The 15,199-nt window shown below is 62.1% G+C and carries 19 protein-coding genes; 18 read left to right on the top strand and 1 reads right to left on the bottom strand.

The window, feature by feature from the left end; all coding sequences use genetic code 11:
- The first annotated feature begins 26 nt into the window (after nt 1-26).
- The 3 genes from JTP94_RS03215 to JTP94_RS03205 all read left to right on the top strand — a co-directional run bounded on the left by JTP94_RS03215 (nt 27) and on the right by JTP94_RS03205 (nt 1,346).
- Nucleotides 27-662, top strand: a complete 636-nt coding sequence (locus JTP94_RS03215) for a 2,3-bisphosphoglycerate-dependent phosphoglycerate mutase (RefSeq protein WP_034512063.1) — start codon at nt 27-29, stop codon at nt 660-662.
- 100 nt (nt 663-762) lie between these two features.
- Nucleotides 763-1,053, top strand: a complete 291-nt coding sequence (locus JTP94_RS03210; protein WP_204849123.1) for a CopG family ribbon-helix-helix protein — start codon at nt 763-765, stop codon at nt 1,051-1,053.
- Nucleotides 1,050-1,346: a type II toxin-antitoxin system RelE/ParE family toxin gene (locus tag JTP94_RS03205; protein ID WP_204849122.1), complete on the top strand. Its 297-nt coding sequence runs from the start codon at nt 1,050-1,052 to the stop codon at nt 1,344-1,346. Before JTP94_RS03210 ends, JTP94_RS03205 begins: the two co-directional genes overlap by 4 nt.
- Before the next feature lie 23 nt (nt 1,347-1,369).
- Here the strand turns inward: JTP94_RS03205 and phnF are convergent, their stop codons facing one another.
- A complete protein-coding gene (gene phnF / locus JTP94_RS03200) occupies nt 1,370-2,104 on the bottom strand; it encodes a phosphonate metabolism transcriptional regulator PhnF (protein ID WP_204849121.1) in 735 nt (244 codons plus the stop codon).
- Nucleotides 2,105-2,205: 101 nt separating this feature from the next.
- Here phnF and phnG point away from each other — a divergent pair, with 101 nt between their 5' ends.
- From phnG to phnN, 15 genes are all read left to right on the top strand, one after another.
- Nucleotides 2,206-2,682, top strand: a complete 477-nt coding sequence (gene phnG, locus JTP94_RS03195) for a phosphonate C-P lyase system protein PhnG (RefSeq protein ID WP_204849120.1) — start codon at nt 2,206-2,208, stop codon at nt 2,680-2,682.
- Entirely contained in the window at nt 2,682-3,308 is a 627-nt protein-coding gene (phnH, locus tag JTP94_RS03190; RefSeq protein WP_204849119.1) for a phosphonate C-P lyase system protein PhnH, read from the top strand. The genes phnG and phnH overlap by 1 nt, the downstream gene beginning before the upstream one ends.
- Nucleotides 3,309-3,311: 3 nt before the next feature.
- On the top strand, nt 3,312-4,421 hold the full coding sequence (locus JTP94_RS03185) for a carbon-phosphorus lyase complex subunit PhnI (RefSeq protein WP_204849118.1): 1,110 nt from the start codon (nt 3,312-3,314) through the stop codon (nt 4,419-4,421).
- Nucleotides 4,418-5,329, top strand: coding sequence for an alpha-D-ribose 1-methylphosphonate 5-phosphate C-P-lyase PhnJ (locus tag JTP94_RS03180; RefSeq protein WP_204849117.1), 912 nt, complete (start codon nt 4,418-4,420; stop codon nt 5,327-5,329). The genes JTP94_RS03185 and JTP94_RS03180 overlap by 4 nt, the downstream gene beginning before the upstream one ends.
- Nucleotides 5,326-6,102 (top strand): phosphonate C-P lyase system protein PhnK, encoded by a 777-nt coding sequence (gene phnK / locus JTP94_RS03175; protein ID WP_034512073.1) that lies wholly within the window; start codon nt 5,326-5,328, stop codon nt 6,100-6,102. Before JTP94_RS03180 ends, phnK begins: the two co-directional genes overlap by 4 nt.
- 9 nt (nt 6,103-6,111) lie before the next feature.
- Nucleotides 6,112-6,819 (top strand): phosphonate C-P lyase system protein PhnL, encoded by a 708-nt coding sequence (gene phnL / locus JTP94_RS03170; RefSeq protein WP_204849116.1) that lies wholly within the window; start codon nt 6,112-6,114, stop codon nt 6,817-6,819.
- Nucleotides 6,816-7,433: a DapH/DapD/GlmU-related protein gene (locus JTP94_RS03165; protein ID WP_204849115.1), complete on the top strand. Its 618-nt coding sequence runs from the start codon at nt 6,816-6,818 to the stop codon at nt 7,431-7,433. The genes phnL and JTP94_RS03165 overlap by 4 nt, the downstream gene beginning before the upstream one ends.
- A 92-nt stretch (nt 7,434-7,525) precedes the next feature.
- Nucleotides 7,526-8,080 (top strand): pyridoxamine 5'-phosphate oxidase family protein, encoded by a 555-nt coding sequence (locus JTP94_RS03160; RefSeq protein WP_204849114.1) that lies wholly within the window; start codon nt 7,526-7,528, stop codon nt 8,078-8,080.
- Between the two features lie 226 nt (nt 8,081-8,306).
- Nucleotides 8,307-9,161, top strand: a complete 855-nt coding sequence (gene phnC, locus JTP94_RS03155; protein ID WP_204849113.1) for a phosphonate ABC transporter ATP-binding protein — start codon at nt 8,307-8,309, stop codon at nt 9,159-9,161.
- A 93-nt stretch (nt 9,162-9,254) separates the two neighbouring features.
- The gene (gene phnD, locus JTP94_RS03150; protein ID WP_204849112.1) at nt 9,255-10,160 is read left to right on the top strand and encodes a phosphonate ABC transporter substrate-binding protein; all 906 of its coding nucleotides are present in this window, start codon (nt 9,255-9,257) and stop codon (nt 10,158-10,160) included.
- Between the two features lie 64 nt (nt 10,161-10,224).
- Nucleotides 10,225-11,205: a phosphonate ABC transporter, permease protein PhnE gene (gene phnE, locus JTP94_RS03145; protein ID WP_204849111.1), complete on the top strand. Its 981-nt coding sequence runs from the start codon at nt 10,225-10,227 to the stop codon at nt 11,203-11,205.
- 7 nt (nt 11,206-11,212) lie between these two features.
- Nucleotides 11,213-12,559 (top strand): phosphonate ABC transporter, permease protein PhnE, encoded by a 1,347-nt coding sequence (phnE, locus tag JTP94_RS03140; protein ID WP_204849110.1) that lies wholly within the window; start codon nt 11,213-11,215, stop codon nt 12,557-12,559.
- A gap of 190 nt (nt 12,560-12,749) precedes the next feature.
- A complete protein-coding gene (locus JTP94_RS03135; RefSeq protein WP_204849109.1) occupies nt 12,750-13,436 on the top strand; it encodes a DUF1045 domain-containing protein in 687 nt (228 codons plus the stop codon).
- Between the two features lie 16 nt (nt 13,437-13,452).
- Complete coding sequence (locus JTP94_RS03130; RefSeq protein ID WP_204849108.1) at nt 13,453-14,592, top strand: alpha-D-ribose 1-methylphosphonate 5-triphosphate diphosphatase; 1,140 nt, start codon at nt 13,453-13,455, stop codon at nt 14,590-14,592.
- Nucleotides 14,589-15,194: a phosphonate metabolism protein/1,5-bisphosphokinase (PRPP-forming) PhnN gene (gene phnN, locus JTP94_RS03125; RefSeq protein WP_204849107.1), complete on the top strand. Its 606-nt coding sequence runs from the start codon at nt 14,589-14,591 to the stop codon at nt 15,192-15,194. The genes JTP94_RS03130 and phnN overlap by 4 nt, the downstream gene beginning before the upstream one ends.
- The last annotated feature ends 5 nt before the right edge of the window (nt 15,195-15,199 follow it).

The following is a 15,199-nucleotide window of genomic DNA, read 5'->3' as shown; positions in this document are numbered from 1 at the left end:
AATTGCTCTATCAAGGAGTGACATTTATGAGCGGTACTCTCGTCCTCGTTCGCCATGGCCAGAGCGACTGGAATTTGAAGAATCTCTTTACCGGCTGGAAGGATCCCGACCTGACCGACCTCGGCGTCGAGGAAGCCAAAACCGGCGGCAAGGCACTGGCCGACTACGGCATCAAGTACGACATCGCCTTCACGTCGGCTCTGGTCCGCGCCCAGCATACGCTTGACATCATTCTCGACGCCGTCGGCCAGACCGGTCTCGAGACCATCAAGGACCAGGCGCTGAACGAACGCGACTACGGCGATCTCTCCGGCCTCAACAAGGATGACGCCCGCGCCAAGTGGGGCGAGGAGCAGGTTCACATCTGGCGCCGTTCCTACGACGTCCCGCCGCCCGGCGGCGAAAGCCTGCGCGACACCGGCGCTCGCGTCTGGCCCTATTATCTCACGGAAATCCTGCCGCGCGTGCTCGCCGGCCAGAACGTACTGGTCGCAGCCCACGGCAATTCGCTGCGCTCGCTCGTCATGGTTCTCGACCGGCTGAGCAAGGAACAGATCCTGGCGCTCAACCTCGCGACCGGCGTGCCGATGGTCTACAAGCTCAAGGCCGATTCCACCGTCGCCTCGAAGGAAGTCCTCGGCGACATGTCCGGCGCGCATTGAGCGGCTGAAAAACCACCCCTCACCCGCCTGTATGGTCGAGGGGTGGAAATTGTAGCGAGATGTGTTACATTGCACTGTATATGTAACACATGGGTCGGATATGACGGACGCTACATTTACTTTTCGGGTTGAAGAAGATTTGAAGTCCGCTTTCAGCGAGGCTGCGAAAGCCCATGATCAAACCGGAGCGCAATTGCTTCGAGGTTTCATGCGTGACTATGTGAAACGTCAACAAGACGCAGCCGAATATGACGTATGGTTTCGCCAGCAGGTTCAGGCCGGTCTTGCTTCCGCCAATGCGGGCAATCTCATTCCTGCCGACGACGTCGAAGCCGAGTTCGCTGCCTTGCGAGAAGAAACGCGCCGCAAGCTAAGCGGAAAATCTTCGTGAAGCTAGCCTGGACTCCCGAAGCAAGAGCTGACCGACGCGCAATCTATACCTATATCGAGGCGGACAATGCCTCCGCGGCACTCGCGCTTGATGAACTCTTTGCCAAGCGATCAATGCAGCTTATTACACACCCGATGACGGGCCGACCCGGCCGCGTATCCGGGACACGAGAACTCGTCGTGCATAGAAACTATCTGCTGGTTTACGATCTCGCAGACGAGACGGTGCGAATAATCCGCATTCTTCATGCCGCGCAGCAATGGCCACCGAGCGATGCTCAGCCGGTTTCCTAGCTCGAATCCAAATACGTTGAACCTCAATTCTCGATCGTGAAACGCACTCTGTCGGCGGCGAAGCGGGAAATCGAATATTGCACCGGCACATTGTCGAGATCGGTGTTCAGCGCCTGCGTGATCAGGACGATGGCGCCGGGAGATAGCTGGAGATCGGCGAGATCGCTTTCGTCGGCATGCGTCGCGGTGATTTCGGTGACGACGCGTACATAGTCCGGCACGCCAAGCTCCCGAAACGCCTTGGTGATCGATCCGGTCGACCGGTAGATCTCGGCGATATTGCCGAACCGATCCGCCGGGAACCAGCTGGTGGCGCGCGATACCGGACGATGATCCGCTTGACCGAGCGTTTCCAGACGCACGAGTGGCGTACCGGTCTTGATCTTGAGGTACCGGGCGACTTCCGCGCTCGCGGTCTCGTCGCTCGTCGCGAGCAGGACGCTGCGGGTCTCGCGCACCTGATCGCCGATGCCTTGCGAGAATCGCGTCCGCTTCGAAATCGGGAAGCTCAGCCGCTCCTTGCGCTCGATCAGCGTACCGCGCCCCTGCACGGCCCTGACGATGCCTTCCTGCGCCAGCGCGGCGAGCGCACTGCGGATGGTGTGCCGGTTGACCCCGAACTGCAGCGCCAGCGTCGTTTCCGGCGGCACCATGCCGCTTTCGTCGAAGTCGCCGTGATTGATCGACGTGCGGATCCGGTCGGCAATCTGCCGCCAGAGCGCCACGCCCGTCTGCCGCTGTACCTTCTGCCCCGCCATCCTGCTCACCCGCCCTGTCATACGCTTGTCACGACTCACTAATAGATATAATACTATCTTGTATAGTTGTCTATATCAATAGACATTTAAGGGAAGATGCGATGAATTCAGCACAAAGGCAGGAAGCGGCCGCACAGGAGCGCCGCGAGCGCAAGCGGGTTGCCGATCTTTTGGCGCAGGCCGAACGTGACGAGCTCGATGCAGCCTGGGAAGCGTTGCCGAGCAAGCCGGCGGTGCAGCCGGTACGCGGGCCGGAAACGGGGTTGGTCATGGTGCGCGGCCGCATCGGCGGCGGCGGCTCTCCCTTCAATCTCGGCGAGGTCACGGTGACCCGCGCCACCATCCGGCTGGCGTCCGGCACCATCGGCCATGCGCATGCACTCGGCACGGATCGGGAAAAGGCACGACTCTCCGCGATCTTCGATGCCCTCTGGCAGCTGCCCGCCACCAAGGAATTCGTCGAGAAGGCGATCCTGCAACCGGTCACCGAGCGCATCGCCGAATATGATCGCAAGCGCGCCGAAGAGACGGCCGCGACCCGCGTCGATTTCTTCACCATGGTTCGCGGAGAAGACTGATGAGCATCACTACTCCCTCCACCTTCGGAAATGATGCATTGACCGGCGGTTTCACCGACCCGGTGTTCGATGCACAGAGCGTCTTCAAGATGATGATGGACGCGATGGCGCGCCCGGGAACCTTGCAGGCGGTTAACGCCGACATCGCTCCGCCTGCGCCGCTCGGCATCGCCGCCGGTGCGATCGGGCTGACCCTTTGCGACCATGATACGCCGGTCTGGCTTTCGACCAGCCTCGGCAGATCGAGCCTGCCGGAATGGCTGAGCTTCCATACCGGAGCGCCTATCATACCGGAAAGGCTGGAAGCGATGTTCGCCTTCATCGAGGCAGGCATGGCACTTTCCTCCTTCAACCAGTTCGGCATCGGCACTCAGGAATATCCCGACCGTTCGACGACGCTCGTGCTGGAAGTCGAAAGCCTCGAAGGCGGCAAGGATCTGGCACTTTCGGGACCCGGCATCAACGGCGTCCACATGATCGCGCCCAGGGGCCTGCCGGATGCATTCCTGCGCATCTGGACCGACAATCGCGCGCTCTTCCCGCGCGGCGTCGATCTCGTTCTGACAGCTGGCCGGCAATTCCTTTGCCTGCCGCGCACCACCAAGATCACCGCGACGGAGATGTGACATATGTATGTTGCCGTAAAGGGTGGCGAAGCCGCCATCGCCAATGCTCACCGGCTACTGGCCGACCGTCGCCGCGGCGACCGTTCGCTGCCGGCTGTTGGTATCGACCAGATCGTCGCGCAGCTGGCGCTCGCCGTCGATCGCGTCATGGCCGAAGCCTCGCTTTTTGACCGAACGCTGGCAGCCCTCGCCGTCCGCCAGGCGCGTGGCGACATGATCGAGGCGATCTTCCTGCTGCGCGCCTACCGCACGACGCTGCCGCGCTTCGGCTACTCCCAGCCGCTGGACACGGCGGCGATGAAGATCGAGCGCCGCATCTCCGCTACCTACAAAGACCTGCCCGGCGGCCAGCTTCTAGGCCCGACCTTCGACTATACGCATCGCCTGCTCGATCCGAGCCTTCTGACCGACGAGCAAGTGGACGAGCCGATGCAGCGGCCGGCCGAACAAGGCCGCGTCATGCGCGTCTCCGAAATCCTCAGCGAGGAGGGGCTGATCGAGGGCGACGGCAATATGCCTGTTGACCACGAGATCGGCGATCTGACACGCGAGCCGATGGAATTCCCGATGACCCGCGATCTTCGCCTGCAGGCGCTCGCGCGCGGTGACGAGGGCTTCCTGCTGGCGCTCGGCTATTCGACCCAGCGCGGCTACGGCCGCAACCATCCCTTCACCGGCGAAATCCGCATCGGCGAAGTAGAGGTCGAATTCGAGGTACCGGAACTCGGCTTTGCCGTCTCGCTTGGCCGCATCCAGGTGACGGAATGCCAGATGGTCAACCAGTTCAAGGGCTCGGCCAAGGCGCCGCCGCAATTCACCCGCGGCTATGGGCTGGTCTTCGGCCAGAGCGAGCGCAAGGCCATGGCCATGTCGCTGGTCGACCGGGCACTGCGCGCCGAAGAGTTCGGCGAAGACATCGTGGCGCCGGCCCAGGACGAGGAATTCGTCATCTCCCACTCCGACAACGTGCAGGCGACCGGCTTCGTCGAACATCTGAAGCTGCCGCACTATGTCGACTTCCAGGCCGAACTCGACCTGGTGCGGCGCATGCGCCGCGAATTCGAGGCCGCTCGCGATGGCGGCATGGATCCCATGACGGAGGCAGCCCAATGACCGAACTCGCCACCTACAACTTCGCCTATCTCGACGAACAGACAAAGCGGATGATCCGCCGCGCCATCCTGAAAGCCATCGCCATACCCGGCTATCAGGTGCCCTTCGCCTCCCGCGAAATGCCGATGCCCTATGGCTGGGGCACCGGCGGCGTGCAGCTGACGGCGGCGATCATCGGCCCGAGCGACGTGCTGAAGGTCATCGACCAGGGTGCCGATGACACGACCAACGCCGTTTCCATCCGCGCCTTCTTCCGGAAGGTCGCCAATGTCGCCGTGACCACCCGCACGGAAGAGGCGACCATCATCCAGACGCGCCACCGTATCCCGGAAGCCAAGCTCGGCCCCAATCAGGTCCTGGTCTACCAGGTTCCGATCCCCGAGCCGCTGCGCTTCCTGGAGCCGCGCGAGACCGAAACCCGCAAGATGCATGCGCTCGAGGAATACGGCCTCATGCATGTGAAACTCTATGAGGACATCGCCCGCAACGGCCGCATCGCCACCACCTATGCCTATCCGGTCAAGGTCGCCGGCCGCTATGTGATGGACCCCTCGCCGACCCCGAAATTCGACAATCCGAAAATGCATCTGTCGGAGGCGCTGCAGCTGTTTGGCGCCGGCCGTGAAAAGCGCATCTATGCCGTGCCGCCCTATACCGAAGTGGTGAGCCTCGATTTCGAAGATCATCCCTTCGAAGTGCAGCGTTTCGACAAGCCCTGCGCCCTTTGCGGCGCCGAGCAGGTCTATCTCGATGAGGTGATCCTCGACGACAAGGGTGGGCGCATGTTCGTCTGCTCCGATACCGATTTCTGCGAGGACCGCCGCGCCCACGGCCATGCCGGCCCTATGCTGGCGCCAAATGGGCTCGCGTCCGATGGATTGCCTGGTAGCAAGGAGGCTGCCGAATGACCGACACACCGCTTCTCAAGGTCAAGGACATCTCGAAATTCTACGGCAGCCGTATCGGGTGCCGTGACGTATCCTTCGAGCTCTGGCCCGGCGAGGTTCTGGCCATCGTCGGCGAATCCGGCTCCGGCAAGACGACACTGCTCAACTGCATCTCGACCCGGCTGCTGCCAACGACCGGCAGCGTCGAATATCATATGCGCGACGAGACCTATCGCGAGCTGTTCCGCATGAGCGAGGCCGAGCGCCGCTTTCTGATGCGTACCGACTGGGGCTTCGTGCATCAAAACCCCGCCGACGGCCTGCGCATGACGGTTTCGGCTGGCGCCAATGTCGGCGAGCGGCTGATGGCGATCGGCAACCGCCACTATGGCAACATCCGCAACACCGCCATCGACTGGCTGGAGCGCGTCGAAATCGATGCCGACCGTATCGACGACCAGCCCCGCGCCTTCTCCGGTGGCATGCGCCAGCGCCTGCAGATCGCCCGCAATCTTGTGACCGGCCCGCGCCTGGTGTTCATGGACGAGCCGACCGGCGGCCTCGACGTGTCGGTACAGGCGCGCTTGCTCGACCTCGTGCGCGGTCTCGTCAATGATCTCGGCCTGTCGGCGATCATCGTCACGCATGATCTCGCCGTCGCCCGGCTTCTGTCGCATCGCATGATGGTGATGAAGGATGGATACGTCATCGAGCATGGTCTGACCGACCGCGTGCTCGACGATCCGCGCGAACCCTATACGCAACTGCTCGTCTCTTCGATCCTGCAGGTCTGAGGAAGTATCATGGCAACCCCACTCGTCGTTTCCGAAGTCTTCAAGAGCTTCACCATGCATCTGCGCGACGGCATCCGCCTGCCTGTCGTCGCCGACGTCTCGTTCTCCGTCGCCGCGGGCGAATGCGTCGTGCTCGGCGGTCCCTCCGGCATCGGCAAGAGCTCGCTGCTGAAAATGATCTATGGCAACTATGCCGTCGACAACGGCCAGATCCTCGTCACGCACAATGGCAAGATCGTCGATCTCGCCACCGCCGATCCCCGCACCGTGCTTGAGGTGCGCCGTCAGACCATGGGCTATGTCAGCCAGTTCCTGCGCACGGTGCCGCGCGTCCCCGCCCTCGATGTCGTCGCCGAGCCGCTGCTGGCCCGCGGCGTCGCACCCGCTGATGCCCGCGAAAAGGCGGCCGGGCTGCTTGCGCAGCTGAACCTGCCGAAAGAGCTTTGGCAATTGCCGCCCGCCACCTTCTCCGGCGGCGAGCAGCAGCGCGTCAATATCGCGCGCGGCTTCATTACCGACCACGCCATCCTCCTGCTCGACGAACCCACAGCATCGCTCGACGCCAAAAACCGTGCCGTCGTGGTCGACATGATCGAGCAGAAGAAGAGAGCCGGCGTCGCTCTTCTCGGCATTTTCCACGACGAAGAGGTGCGCGAAGCCGTCGGCAGCCGCATCCTCGACGTTTCGCAATTTTCGCCGAGAAAGGCCGCAGCATGAGCCGCAAACTGGGCGAAACGCCCTTCATCAGTGCCTCGGCGAGCGTCAACAATTCGACGCTCGGCCGCTATACCGAGGTGTCCGACCGCTGCCGCATCGACGAAACCGAAATCGGCGACTATTCCTACATCATGCAGGACGGCGCGGTCTGGTGCACGACCATCGGCAAGTTCGTCAACATCGCCGCTGCCGTGCGCATCAACGCCACCAACCACCCGACATGGCGGGCGACGCTGCACCACTTCACCTACCGTGCCGCCGACTATTGGCCGGATGCCGATATGGAAACGGACTTCTTCACCTGGCGGCGCGACCACCGCGTCATCATCGGCAACGACGTGTGGATCGGCCATGGCGCCACCATCCTGCCGGGCGTCAAGGTCGGCAACGGTGCCGTCATCGGCGCCGGTGCGGTGGTCTCGAAGGATGTCGCTCCCTATGCGATCGTCGGCGGCGTGCCAGCCAAGCTGATCCGCGAGCGCTTCACCGCCGAGGTCGGGGCACGCATGGATAGGCTGTCCTGGTGGGATTGGGATCATGATCGCCTGCGCACGGCGCTTGCCGACTTCCGCGCCCTTTCCGGCGAGGAATTTCTGGATCGCTACAGCGCCTGAGGACGTTTTCTGCCCAGATCGGGCTTGCATGGGGCCGATGGGCGATCCAACCTCGGGCGATCTGTCGAGCCCGGGATAAGGGAGGCCTGTTCATGGCAAAGCAGTTTTCCAGCATCGACGACCGGCTGCGCGATTTCATCGCGCGGCAACACATCTTCTTCACGGCATCCGCGACCGCCAATTCGCGCGTCAATATTTCGCCGCGCGAAACGCTGTGCCTGCGCATCATCTCCCCGAACACGGCCATCTACCTCGACCGCACCGGCAGCGGCAACGAAACATCGGCCCACATGAAGGCCGACGGCCGGCTGACCATCATGTTCTGCGCGGTCGAGGGGCCGCCGACGATCCTGCGTCTTTACGGCCGCGGCAGGATCATTCATCGGGCATTACCAGAATACCGGGAATTGCTGCATGGCCACTACGCCGGAGACGAGCCGCTGGGCGCACGGCAGATCGTTTGGCTGGACATCGATCTCGTGCAGACGTCATGCGGTTTCGGCGTGCCGCTCTTTTCCTATGAGGGCGAAAGACCGAGCCTCGATCAATGGGCCAAAGCCAAAGGTCCTCACGGTATTGAGGAATACAGGCGCGAGAAGAATGTGGTCAGCATGGATGGTTTGCCGACGGGTTTGTTTGACGGCTAAAAGCAACCAAAGCTCTCAGCCGGCTAATCGTACAGGATAGCCGGGGATTGTAACAGCACTTACACAAAACTGACATTGGAGCTTCACGAAGCGGGACTAATGCGTTGCCTTGTACTTGGCGTGTGCTCCTCTCGAAACTCCCTTCGAGGTAGGGGCGTGCGCCCGTTCATGGTGCCGGATCGGATGCATTTTTGCCGCTCCGGCGTAGCCGCGAAAGGGAAACTTCATGTTCGAACTCAGGAATGTCTCACGCCGGTTTGGAAACAAGCTCGCCGTCGATTCTGTGACTTTGGACATTCCGCAGGGACAGATGGTCGGCGTCATCGGCCGCTCCGGCGCTGGCAAGTCGACGCTGCTGCGCATGATCAACCGTCTGGCCGATCCGAGCTCCGGCTCCATCCATTTCTCCGGCGTCGAGGTCTCCAAGCTCAGAGGCCGCGCGCTGCGCAGCTGGCAGCGCGACTGCGCCATGATCTTCCAGCAGTTCAATCTCGTTCCCCGGCTCGACGTGCTCACCAACGTCATGCTCGGCCGCCTCAATCAGCGCTCGACCGTCATGAGCCTCCTTTCCGTCTTCACCCGCGAAGAGCGCATCGAAGCCATCGCCGCATTGGAGCGCCTCGGCATCGAGCAGACGGCATTGCAGATGGCCGGCACGCTTTCCGGCGGCCAGCAGCAGCGCGTCGCCATCTGCCGCGCCCTGATGCAGCAGCCGAAGATGATGCTCGCCGACGAGCCGATCGCCTCGCTCGATCCGCTCAACGCCAAGATCGTCATGGACGCACTGCGCGATATCAACGAGCGCGAAGGCATCACCGTCGTCACCAACCTGCACACGCTGGATACGGCCCGCAACTATTGCGAACGCATCATCGGCATGGCAGCCGGCCGCGTCGTCTTCGACGGCAAGGCGGCCGATCTGACGGCTGCAGCTGTCAAGGAAATCTACGGCACCGACAAGGACGGCGCCGGGATCGACGAAACCATGACGTCGACAGCTATCAATTTCGCCGATCCGGCCGCGCAAGCCGCGGCAATCGAATCTGCCGGCCCGCAACCGCTGGCACTGGCCGGTCTCTGAGAGGGACGGCCGGGATCGAGAGCCCGCGTCAAGGGCACATTTTTTCTAGACCGAAGGCATCCGGGGACACCGGTTAATCAGGAGACGAACCCAATGTTGAAGAAGACCCTTCTCGCTGCCACGGCGCTTCTCGCGCTTGCTGGCGGCGCTGTCGCTCAAGACCTCAAGGAATTCCGCGTCGGCATTCTCGGTGGCGAAAACGAAGCCGACCGCCTGCGCAACTATGCCTGCCTCTCCGACCACCTGAAAAAGGAATTCGGCTTCGAGAAAGTATCGCTGTTTCCGGCGGCCGACTATGACGGCGTTATCCAGGGCCTGCTCGGCGGCACGCTCGACTTCGCCGAACTCGGCGCTTCCGGCTATGCAGCCGTCGCCATCAAGGACCCGAAGGCCGTCACCCCGATCCTAACCACGCAGCAGGAAGACGGCTCGACCGGCTATTACTCGATCGGTCTCGCTCTAAAATCCTCCGGCATCAAGACCATCAAGGATGCCAAGGGCAAGAAGCTCGGCTACGCCGATCCGGACTCCACCTCGGGCTATCTCGTTCCGCTGACGCAGATCCCGAAGGACACGGGCATGCCCAACGACAAGTTCTTCGCCTCGACCCAGTTCAACGGCGGCCACGAAAACAACCTGCTCGCCGCCTATGACGGCAAGGTCGACGTTGCCGTGGACGATTCCTCGGGCCTCGGCGACTTCAAGGACGGCTACACCTCCGGTACCTTCCGCAAGGAAGTCGACAAGGGCGCCGTCGACCCGAACAAGCTCGTCGAAGTCTGGCGTTCGCCGCTGATCCCGAACGGCCCGCTCGTCGTCCGCAATGCGCTCGGCAGCGAATGGCAGACCAAGCTGACCGACTTCTTCATGAAGCTCCCGACGACCGACGCCAAGTGCTTCGCAGCCATCGAAGGCGGCGACTTCAAGGGTTACGTCAAGGTGAAGCCGGACTTCTACAACGCCGTTATCGACGTTCGTAAGGCTGCTATCGGCGGCTGATCCGCATTCTCAAGACAGGGCGGCCGGCAACGGCTGCCCTTTTGCTATCAAAAGGGCAGGATTCATGACGATTGCCGATACGCAGCTGAAGATGCACGGCGCGCCACAGAGCGCTGGGGATATCGGCGACGCCTGGAGCAAGATGGTGGCACGCCGCCGCCTCTATACGGGCATCGGCCTGCTCATTCTGCTTGTTGCCTTCGTCAGCTCCGTCCGCTTTGCCGACGAAAGCAATGCCGGCCACTTCTTCGACCGTCTGCCGCATCTCTTCGACTTCCTGAGCTGGCTCATCCCCAAGGACTGGGCCGACGTCTATCGCGCGCTTTTCGACCTGCCGAGCCCCAACGGTGCCAATGGCGTCGGCGGCGAGGAATTCAACTTCCCGCTCGGCCGCGTCTATGTCTGGGGCGATTTCTATATCCCCGAATATTTCGAGCTGATGATCATCACGATCAATGTAGCCCTGGTATCGACCATCGTCGGTTTCGTCTTCGCGCTGCCACTCAGCTTCCTTGCCGCGCGCAACCTGTCGCCTTCCAATCCTATCCGCCTGGTGGCGAAGCGCATCATGGAATTCCTGCGCGCCTTTCCGGAGATCGTCATCGCCGGCCTGTTTTCGGCGATCCTGTCGATCGGGCCGATCGCCGCCATCATCGCCGTCGGCCTGCACACGATCGGCGCGCTCGGCAAGCTGTTCTACGAAGTTGTCGAGAATATCGACATGAAACCCGACGAGGGCATGCGCGCCGTCGGTGCGAGCTGGACGGAGCGCGTCCGGTTCGGCGCCCTGCCGCAGGTGATGCCGAATTTCATGTCCTATGCACTGCTGCGCCTCGAGATCAACGTTCGCGCCTCCACCATCATCGGCGCCGTCGGCGGCGGCGGTATCGGCGAGGAGCTGAAACTCTCGATCTCGCGCGGCTTCGGCGCCAAGACCGTGGCGCTCGTGCTGCTCCTCTTCATCACCATCATCGCCGTCGACCAGTTTTCCGCATGGCTCCGCCGCCGTCTCGTCGGCGAGCATGCCTTCCTTTTGCAGCATTGAGGTTCCCATGTCCGTCATCGACGCCGGCCGTATGCAGGAAATCGAAGCGCGCTACCCGGAGATCCTTCACCGGTCCTTCCGCCAGCGCTTCGGCGCGCTGATGATCTTCATCGGCGTCATCCTCTATGGCTTCTATGCGGTGTGGTTCTTCGACCTGCCGAAAGTCATCGCGGAAGCGCATTGGGAACGCGTCGGCATCTATCTCAGCGAATGGATCAGCTATGATGTCCAGCCGGAATTCCGCATCTCCGGCGACAAGATCAGCATCAAATATCCACGCTTTTCGCCTCTGGGCGACAACCCCAACCCGGATTGGGTGAAGACCGCGCCTGATGGCAGCATGACCGTTTCGGTCAGCGGCACCAGCCGCATGGTCACAATCACCAAGACGCAGGCCATCCTGACGGCGCATGGCGTGACCATCCCGATCGACATCACCGGCGACATGCCGAAGATCGTCGGATCGCAGCCGGTGCCGAGCTGGATGACCGTCTATGACGACAATATCCTTGCCAATATGGGCTTTGCCGGCGATGTCAGCATTTCCACGGACCGCGTGAAGATCCGCAAGCGTTTCATCGGCTGGGCCAATTTCGTCTTCGACACGCACTCGCCCTTCTTCGACAAGCCGGCGGGCGAAGTCATAAGCCTGATCGTTTCCGGACCGCGGCTGGAGCCGGACCAGTCCAACCTCTCATTGGCCTTCGACAATATCTGGAACAACGGCGCGTGGCAGCATGGCGATGTCTGGACCAAGCTGTTCCAGACCATCGTCATGGCCTTCCTCGGCACGCTGCTCGGTTCGCTCGCCGCCTTCCCGCTCGCCTTCCTGGCCGCCCGTAACATCACGCCGAACCGGTTGCTCAATCAGGTGCTGAAGCGCTTCTTCGATTTCCTGCGCTCGGTCGATATGCTGATCTGGGCGCTGTTCCTGACCCGCGCCTTCGGCCCAGGCCCGCTCGCCGGCAGCGGCGCGATCTTCCTCACGGAAACCGGCACGCTCGGCAAGCTCTATTCCGAAGGTCTCGAGAACATCGACAACAAGCCGCGCGAAGGCGTGAAATCCACCGGCTCTTCAACGATCCTCGTGCATCGCTATGGGATCGTACCGCAGATCGTCCCCGTCATCGTCAGCCAGACGCTCTATCAGTGGGAATCGAACGTGCGCGGCGCGACCATCATCGGCGCCGTCGGCGCGGGCGGTATCGGTCTGAAACTCTGGGAAGCCATGCGCACCAATGCGAACTGGGAAAACGTCGCCTACATGGTGTTGTTGATCCTGCTCGTCGTCTTCCTGTTCGATGCCGCGTCCAACGCTCTGCGCTCGCGCCTGATGGGCACACGGGTCAAATAAAAAAGCCCGAATATAAATCGACACGCATCATCATTTTGTCACGGGAATCCGGTAGCGCAGGCCCGGTAGGATCGCATCGATCGAGTCGGGTTTAGCCGGATTCGATAGGTTGCTGCCTTGCCGCTCTTGCGGTTTGTCGCAAATCACCCAACAGTGTCGCGCGCAGCCGATTTTTCCAAGGAATACAGCATTGCGCTATGCTCTCTATTTCACGCCGCCCAAAGACGATCCGTTGACGTCGCTTGCCGCCCGCTGGCTCGGTCGCGATGCTTTTTCCGACGAGATTTTTTCCGATAGGGCCATCGGCCCGGTGCCGGAAGACCATGCCGAGCTGACGGCAGATCCGCGCCGCTACGGTTTTCACGCCACGCTGAAGGCGCCCTTCGCGCTTGCCGCCTCGGTGAACGAACGCGACCTGCTTGAGGTTGCCGCCGAATTCGCCGCCAGCACGAAGGCATTCGTCATTCCCGAGCTGGTTCTTGGCCAGCTCGGCCATTTCTTCGCCCTCGTACCGGGCTCGCTCCATCAGCCCTTGCAGGATTTCGCCTCCCGCGTCGTCAAGACCTTCGAGCCGTTCCGCGCACCGCTTTCGCAATATGACATCGCCCGGCGCAACCCGGAAGGAATGACCGAACCGCAGCGCGCCAATCTGCTGCGCTGGGGCTATCCTTACGTTAACGACGAGTTTCGTTTCCATATGACATTGACGGGGCGCGTCCCGGCCAATCGCCAGGCTGAAATGCACGAGGTGCTGCGCGAACGCTTTGCCGAGCATATCGGCAAGCCGCTCGACATTTCCGGCCTCGCCATCTTCGTCGAAGAAGAGAGTGGGGCACCCTTTACCGTCCGTTCCTGGCTGCCGCTTGCCGGCGCCTAAAAGTGAAAGACCTGACATGACCAAAGAAACCGTCCTCTCCAACGCCCGCATCGTCCTTGAAGACAAGATCGTCGAGGGCTCCGTGCTGATCCGCGACGGTCGGATAGCCGGCATCTCCGAAGGCAAGTCCGATATCGGCGAGGATTTCGAGGGCGACTTTCTGATCCCGGGCCTGGTCGAGCTGCATACGGATCATCTGGAAGCCCATTATTCGCCGCGCCCCGGCGTGCGCTGGAACAAGACGGCCGCCATTCAGGCGCATGACGCCCAGATCGTCACCTCAGGCATTACGACCGTGTTCGATTGCCTGCGCATGGGCTCCGACGAGGACGGCGGTTTCGAAAAGGGCGAGATGCGTGATATGGCCGACGCCATCCAGGCGGCACAGCGCGAGGACCGGCTGCGCGCCGACCACCTGATCCACCTGCGCTGCGAAGTCTCTTCCGACAACGTCCTCGATCACTTCCACGATTTCGAGAAGGATGATTATGTCCGTCTGGTCTCGCTGATGGACCATGCTCCCGGCCAGCGCCAGTTCCAGACCATGGATCAATATATCTTCTACTACCAGAAGAAGCGCGGCCTGAGCGACGAAGCCTTTGCCCGCTTCGTTGCCAAGCGCCAGGAGGAATCGGCCAAATACGCGACACCGAACCGCGATGTGATTTCCAAGGTCTGCTCCGAGCGCGGCATCACCGTTGCCAGCCATGACGACGCGACGCTCGCCCATGTCGACGAAGCCATCGCCTACGGCGTTCGCCTGGCGGAATTCCCGACCAGCGTCGATGCAGCGAAGGCGTCGCACGGCGCCGGCATGAGCGTGCTGATGGGCGCGCCGAACATCGTGCGCGGCATGTCGCACTCCGGCAACATCGCCGCCCGCGATCTGGCCGAACTCGGCGTGCTGGACGTGCTCTCCTCCGATTACGTGCCGCTCAGCCTGCTGCATGCGCCGTTCATCCTGGCCGATGAAGTCGAAGGTATTTCGCTGCCGCAGGCCATTGCCATGGTGACGGCAACGCCGGCGAAAACTGTCAGCCTGAACGATCGCGGACGCATCGCCGAGGGCCTACGTGCCGATCTCGTGCGCGTTCGCCGCGATCAAGGCGTGCCGGTCACGCGCTCGGTCTGGCGGGAAGGACGGCGGGTCGCATGACGCCGGAAGTCAACATAAATCCGGCTAACGACAGCCTGTCGGATAGCGCAACGGGTATTATGGCCGTTGTCGTTGGTCCGAGCGGCGCCGGCAAGGATACGCTGATGAACCTCGCCGCCCGGCATTTCGCCGGCCGGCCGGACGTTCATTTCGTCCGCCGCGTCATCACCCGCGAGGGGGATGCCGGCAACGAGGATCACAGAAGCGTTTCCGAAGCCGATTTCGACGCCATGGAGCAGGCCGGCGCTTTCGCCGTCTCCTGGGAGGCGCATGGCCTGAAGTACGGCATTCCCGCCGAAGTCACCGACGAGCTTGCGCGCGGCAATCTGGTCATCGCCAACGGCTCGCGTTCGGTATTACACCGTTTCCAGGCGACCTTTCCAAGGCTGAAGATCATCAACGTCACAGCGCGGCGCGAGGCACTGGCGGAACGGCTGATGGCACGCGGGCGCGAGAGCCGCGAAGACGTGATGAGGCGACTGGAGCGCAGTTCGCTCACCGTTGAGGGCAGTTACGACGTGGCCGATATCGACAATAGCGGCACGCTGGAGGATGCGGAACACGCCATCGTCGCCGTGCTGGAAGCGCTGATCCGGAAATAGGCGTT

Source organism: Martinezella lusitana (assembly GCF_016901135.1).
Classification (GTDB): Bacteria; Pseudomonadota; Alphaproteobacteria; order Rhizobiales; family Rhizobiaceae; genus Rhizobium; species Rhizobium lusitanum_D.
Note: the sequence above shows the minus strand (reverse complement) of the source record. Positions and strands in the feature narration are given on the sequence as shown.

Coding starts and splice junctions, on each gene's coding strand:
- phnH (WP_204849119.1), top strand. CDS start 2,682: ATGAGCATCACTACTCCCTCCACCTTCGGAAATGATGCATTGACCGGC.
- phnE (WP_204849111.1), top strand. CDS start 10,225: ATGACGATTGCCGATACGCAGCTGAAGATGCACGGCGCGCCACAGAGC.
- JTP94_RS03130 (WP_204849108.1), top strand. CDS start 13,453: ATGACCAAAGAAACCGTCCTCTCCAACGCCCGCATCGTCCTTGAAGAC.
- phnC (WP_204849113.1), top strand. CDS start 8,307: ATGTTCGAACTCAGGAATGTCTCACGCCGGTTTGGAAACAAGCTCGCC.
- phnG (WP_204849120.1), top strand. CDS start 2,206: ATGAATTCAGCACAAAGGCAGGAAGCGGCCGCACAGGAGCGCCGCGAG.
- JTP94_RS03180 (WP_204849117.1), top strand. CDS start 4,418: ATGACCGAACTCGCCACCTACAACTTCGCCTATCTCGACGAACAGACA.
- phnL (WP_204849116.1), top strand. CDS start 6,112: ATGGCAACCCCACTCGTCGTTTCCGAAGTCTTCAAGAGCTTCACCATG.
- JTP94_RS03215 (WP_034512063.1), top strand. CDS start 27: ATGAGCGGTACTCTCGTCCTCGTTCGCCATGGCCAGAGCGACTGGAAT.
- JTP94_RS03185 (WP_204849118.1), top strand. CDS start 3,312: ATGTATGTTGCCGTAAAGGGTGGCGAAGCCGCCATCGCCAATGCTCAC.
- phnE (WP_204849110.1), top strand. CDS start 11,213: ATGTCCGTCATCGACGCCGGCCGTATGCAGGAAATCGAAGCGCGCTAC.
- phnD (WP_204849112.1), top strand. CDS start 9,255: ATGTTGAAGAAGACCCTTCTCGCTGCCACGGCGCTTCTCGCGCTTGCT.
- phnF (WP_204849121.1), bottom strand. CDS start 2,104: ATGGCGGGGCAGAAGGTACAGCGGCAGACGGGCGTGGCGCTCTGGCGG.
- phnN (WP_204849107.1), top strand. CDS start 14,589: ATGACGCCGGAAGTCAACATAAATCCGGCTAACGACAGCCTGTCGGAT.
- JTP94_RS03210 (WP_204849123.1), top strand. CDS start 763: ATGACGGACGCTACATTTACTTTTCGGGTTGAAGAAGATTTGAAGTCC.
- phnK (WP_034512073.1), top strand. CDS start 5,326: ATGACCGACACACCGCTTCTCAAGGTCAAGGACATCTCGAAATTCTAC.
- JTP94_RS03160 (WP_204849114.1), top strand. CDS start 7,526: ATGGCAAAGCAGTTTTCCAGCATCGACGACCGGCTGCGCGATTTCATC.
- JTP94_RS03165 (WP_204849115.1), top strand. CDS start 6,816: ATGAGCCGCAAACTGGGCGAAACGCCCTTCATCAGTGCCTCGGCGAGC.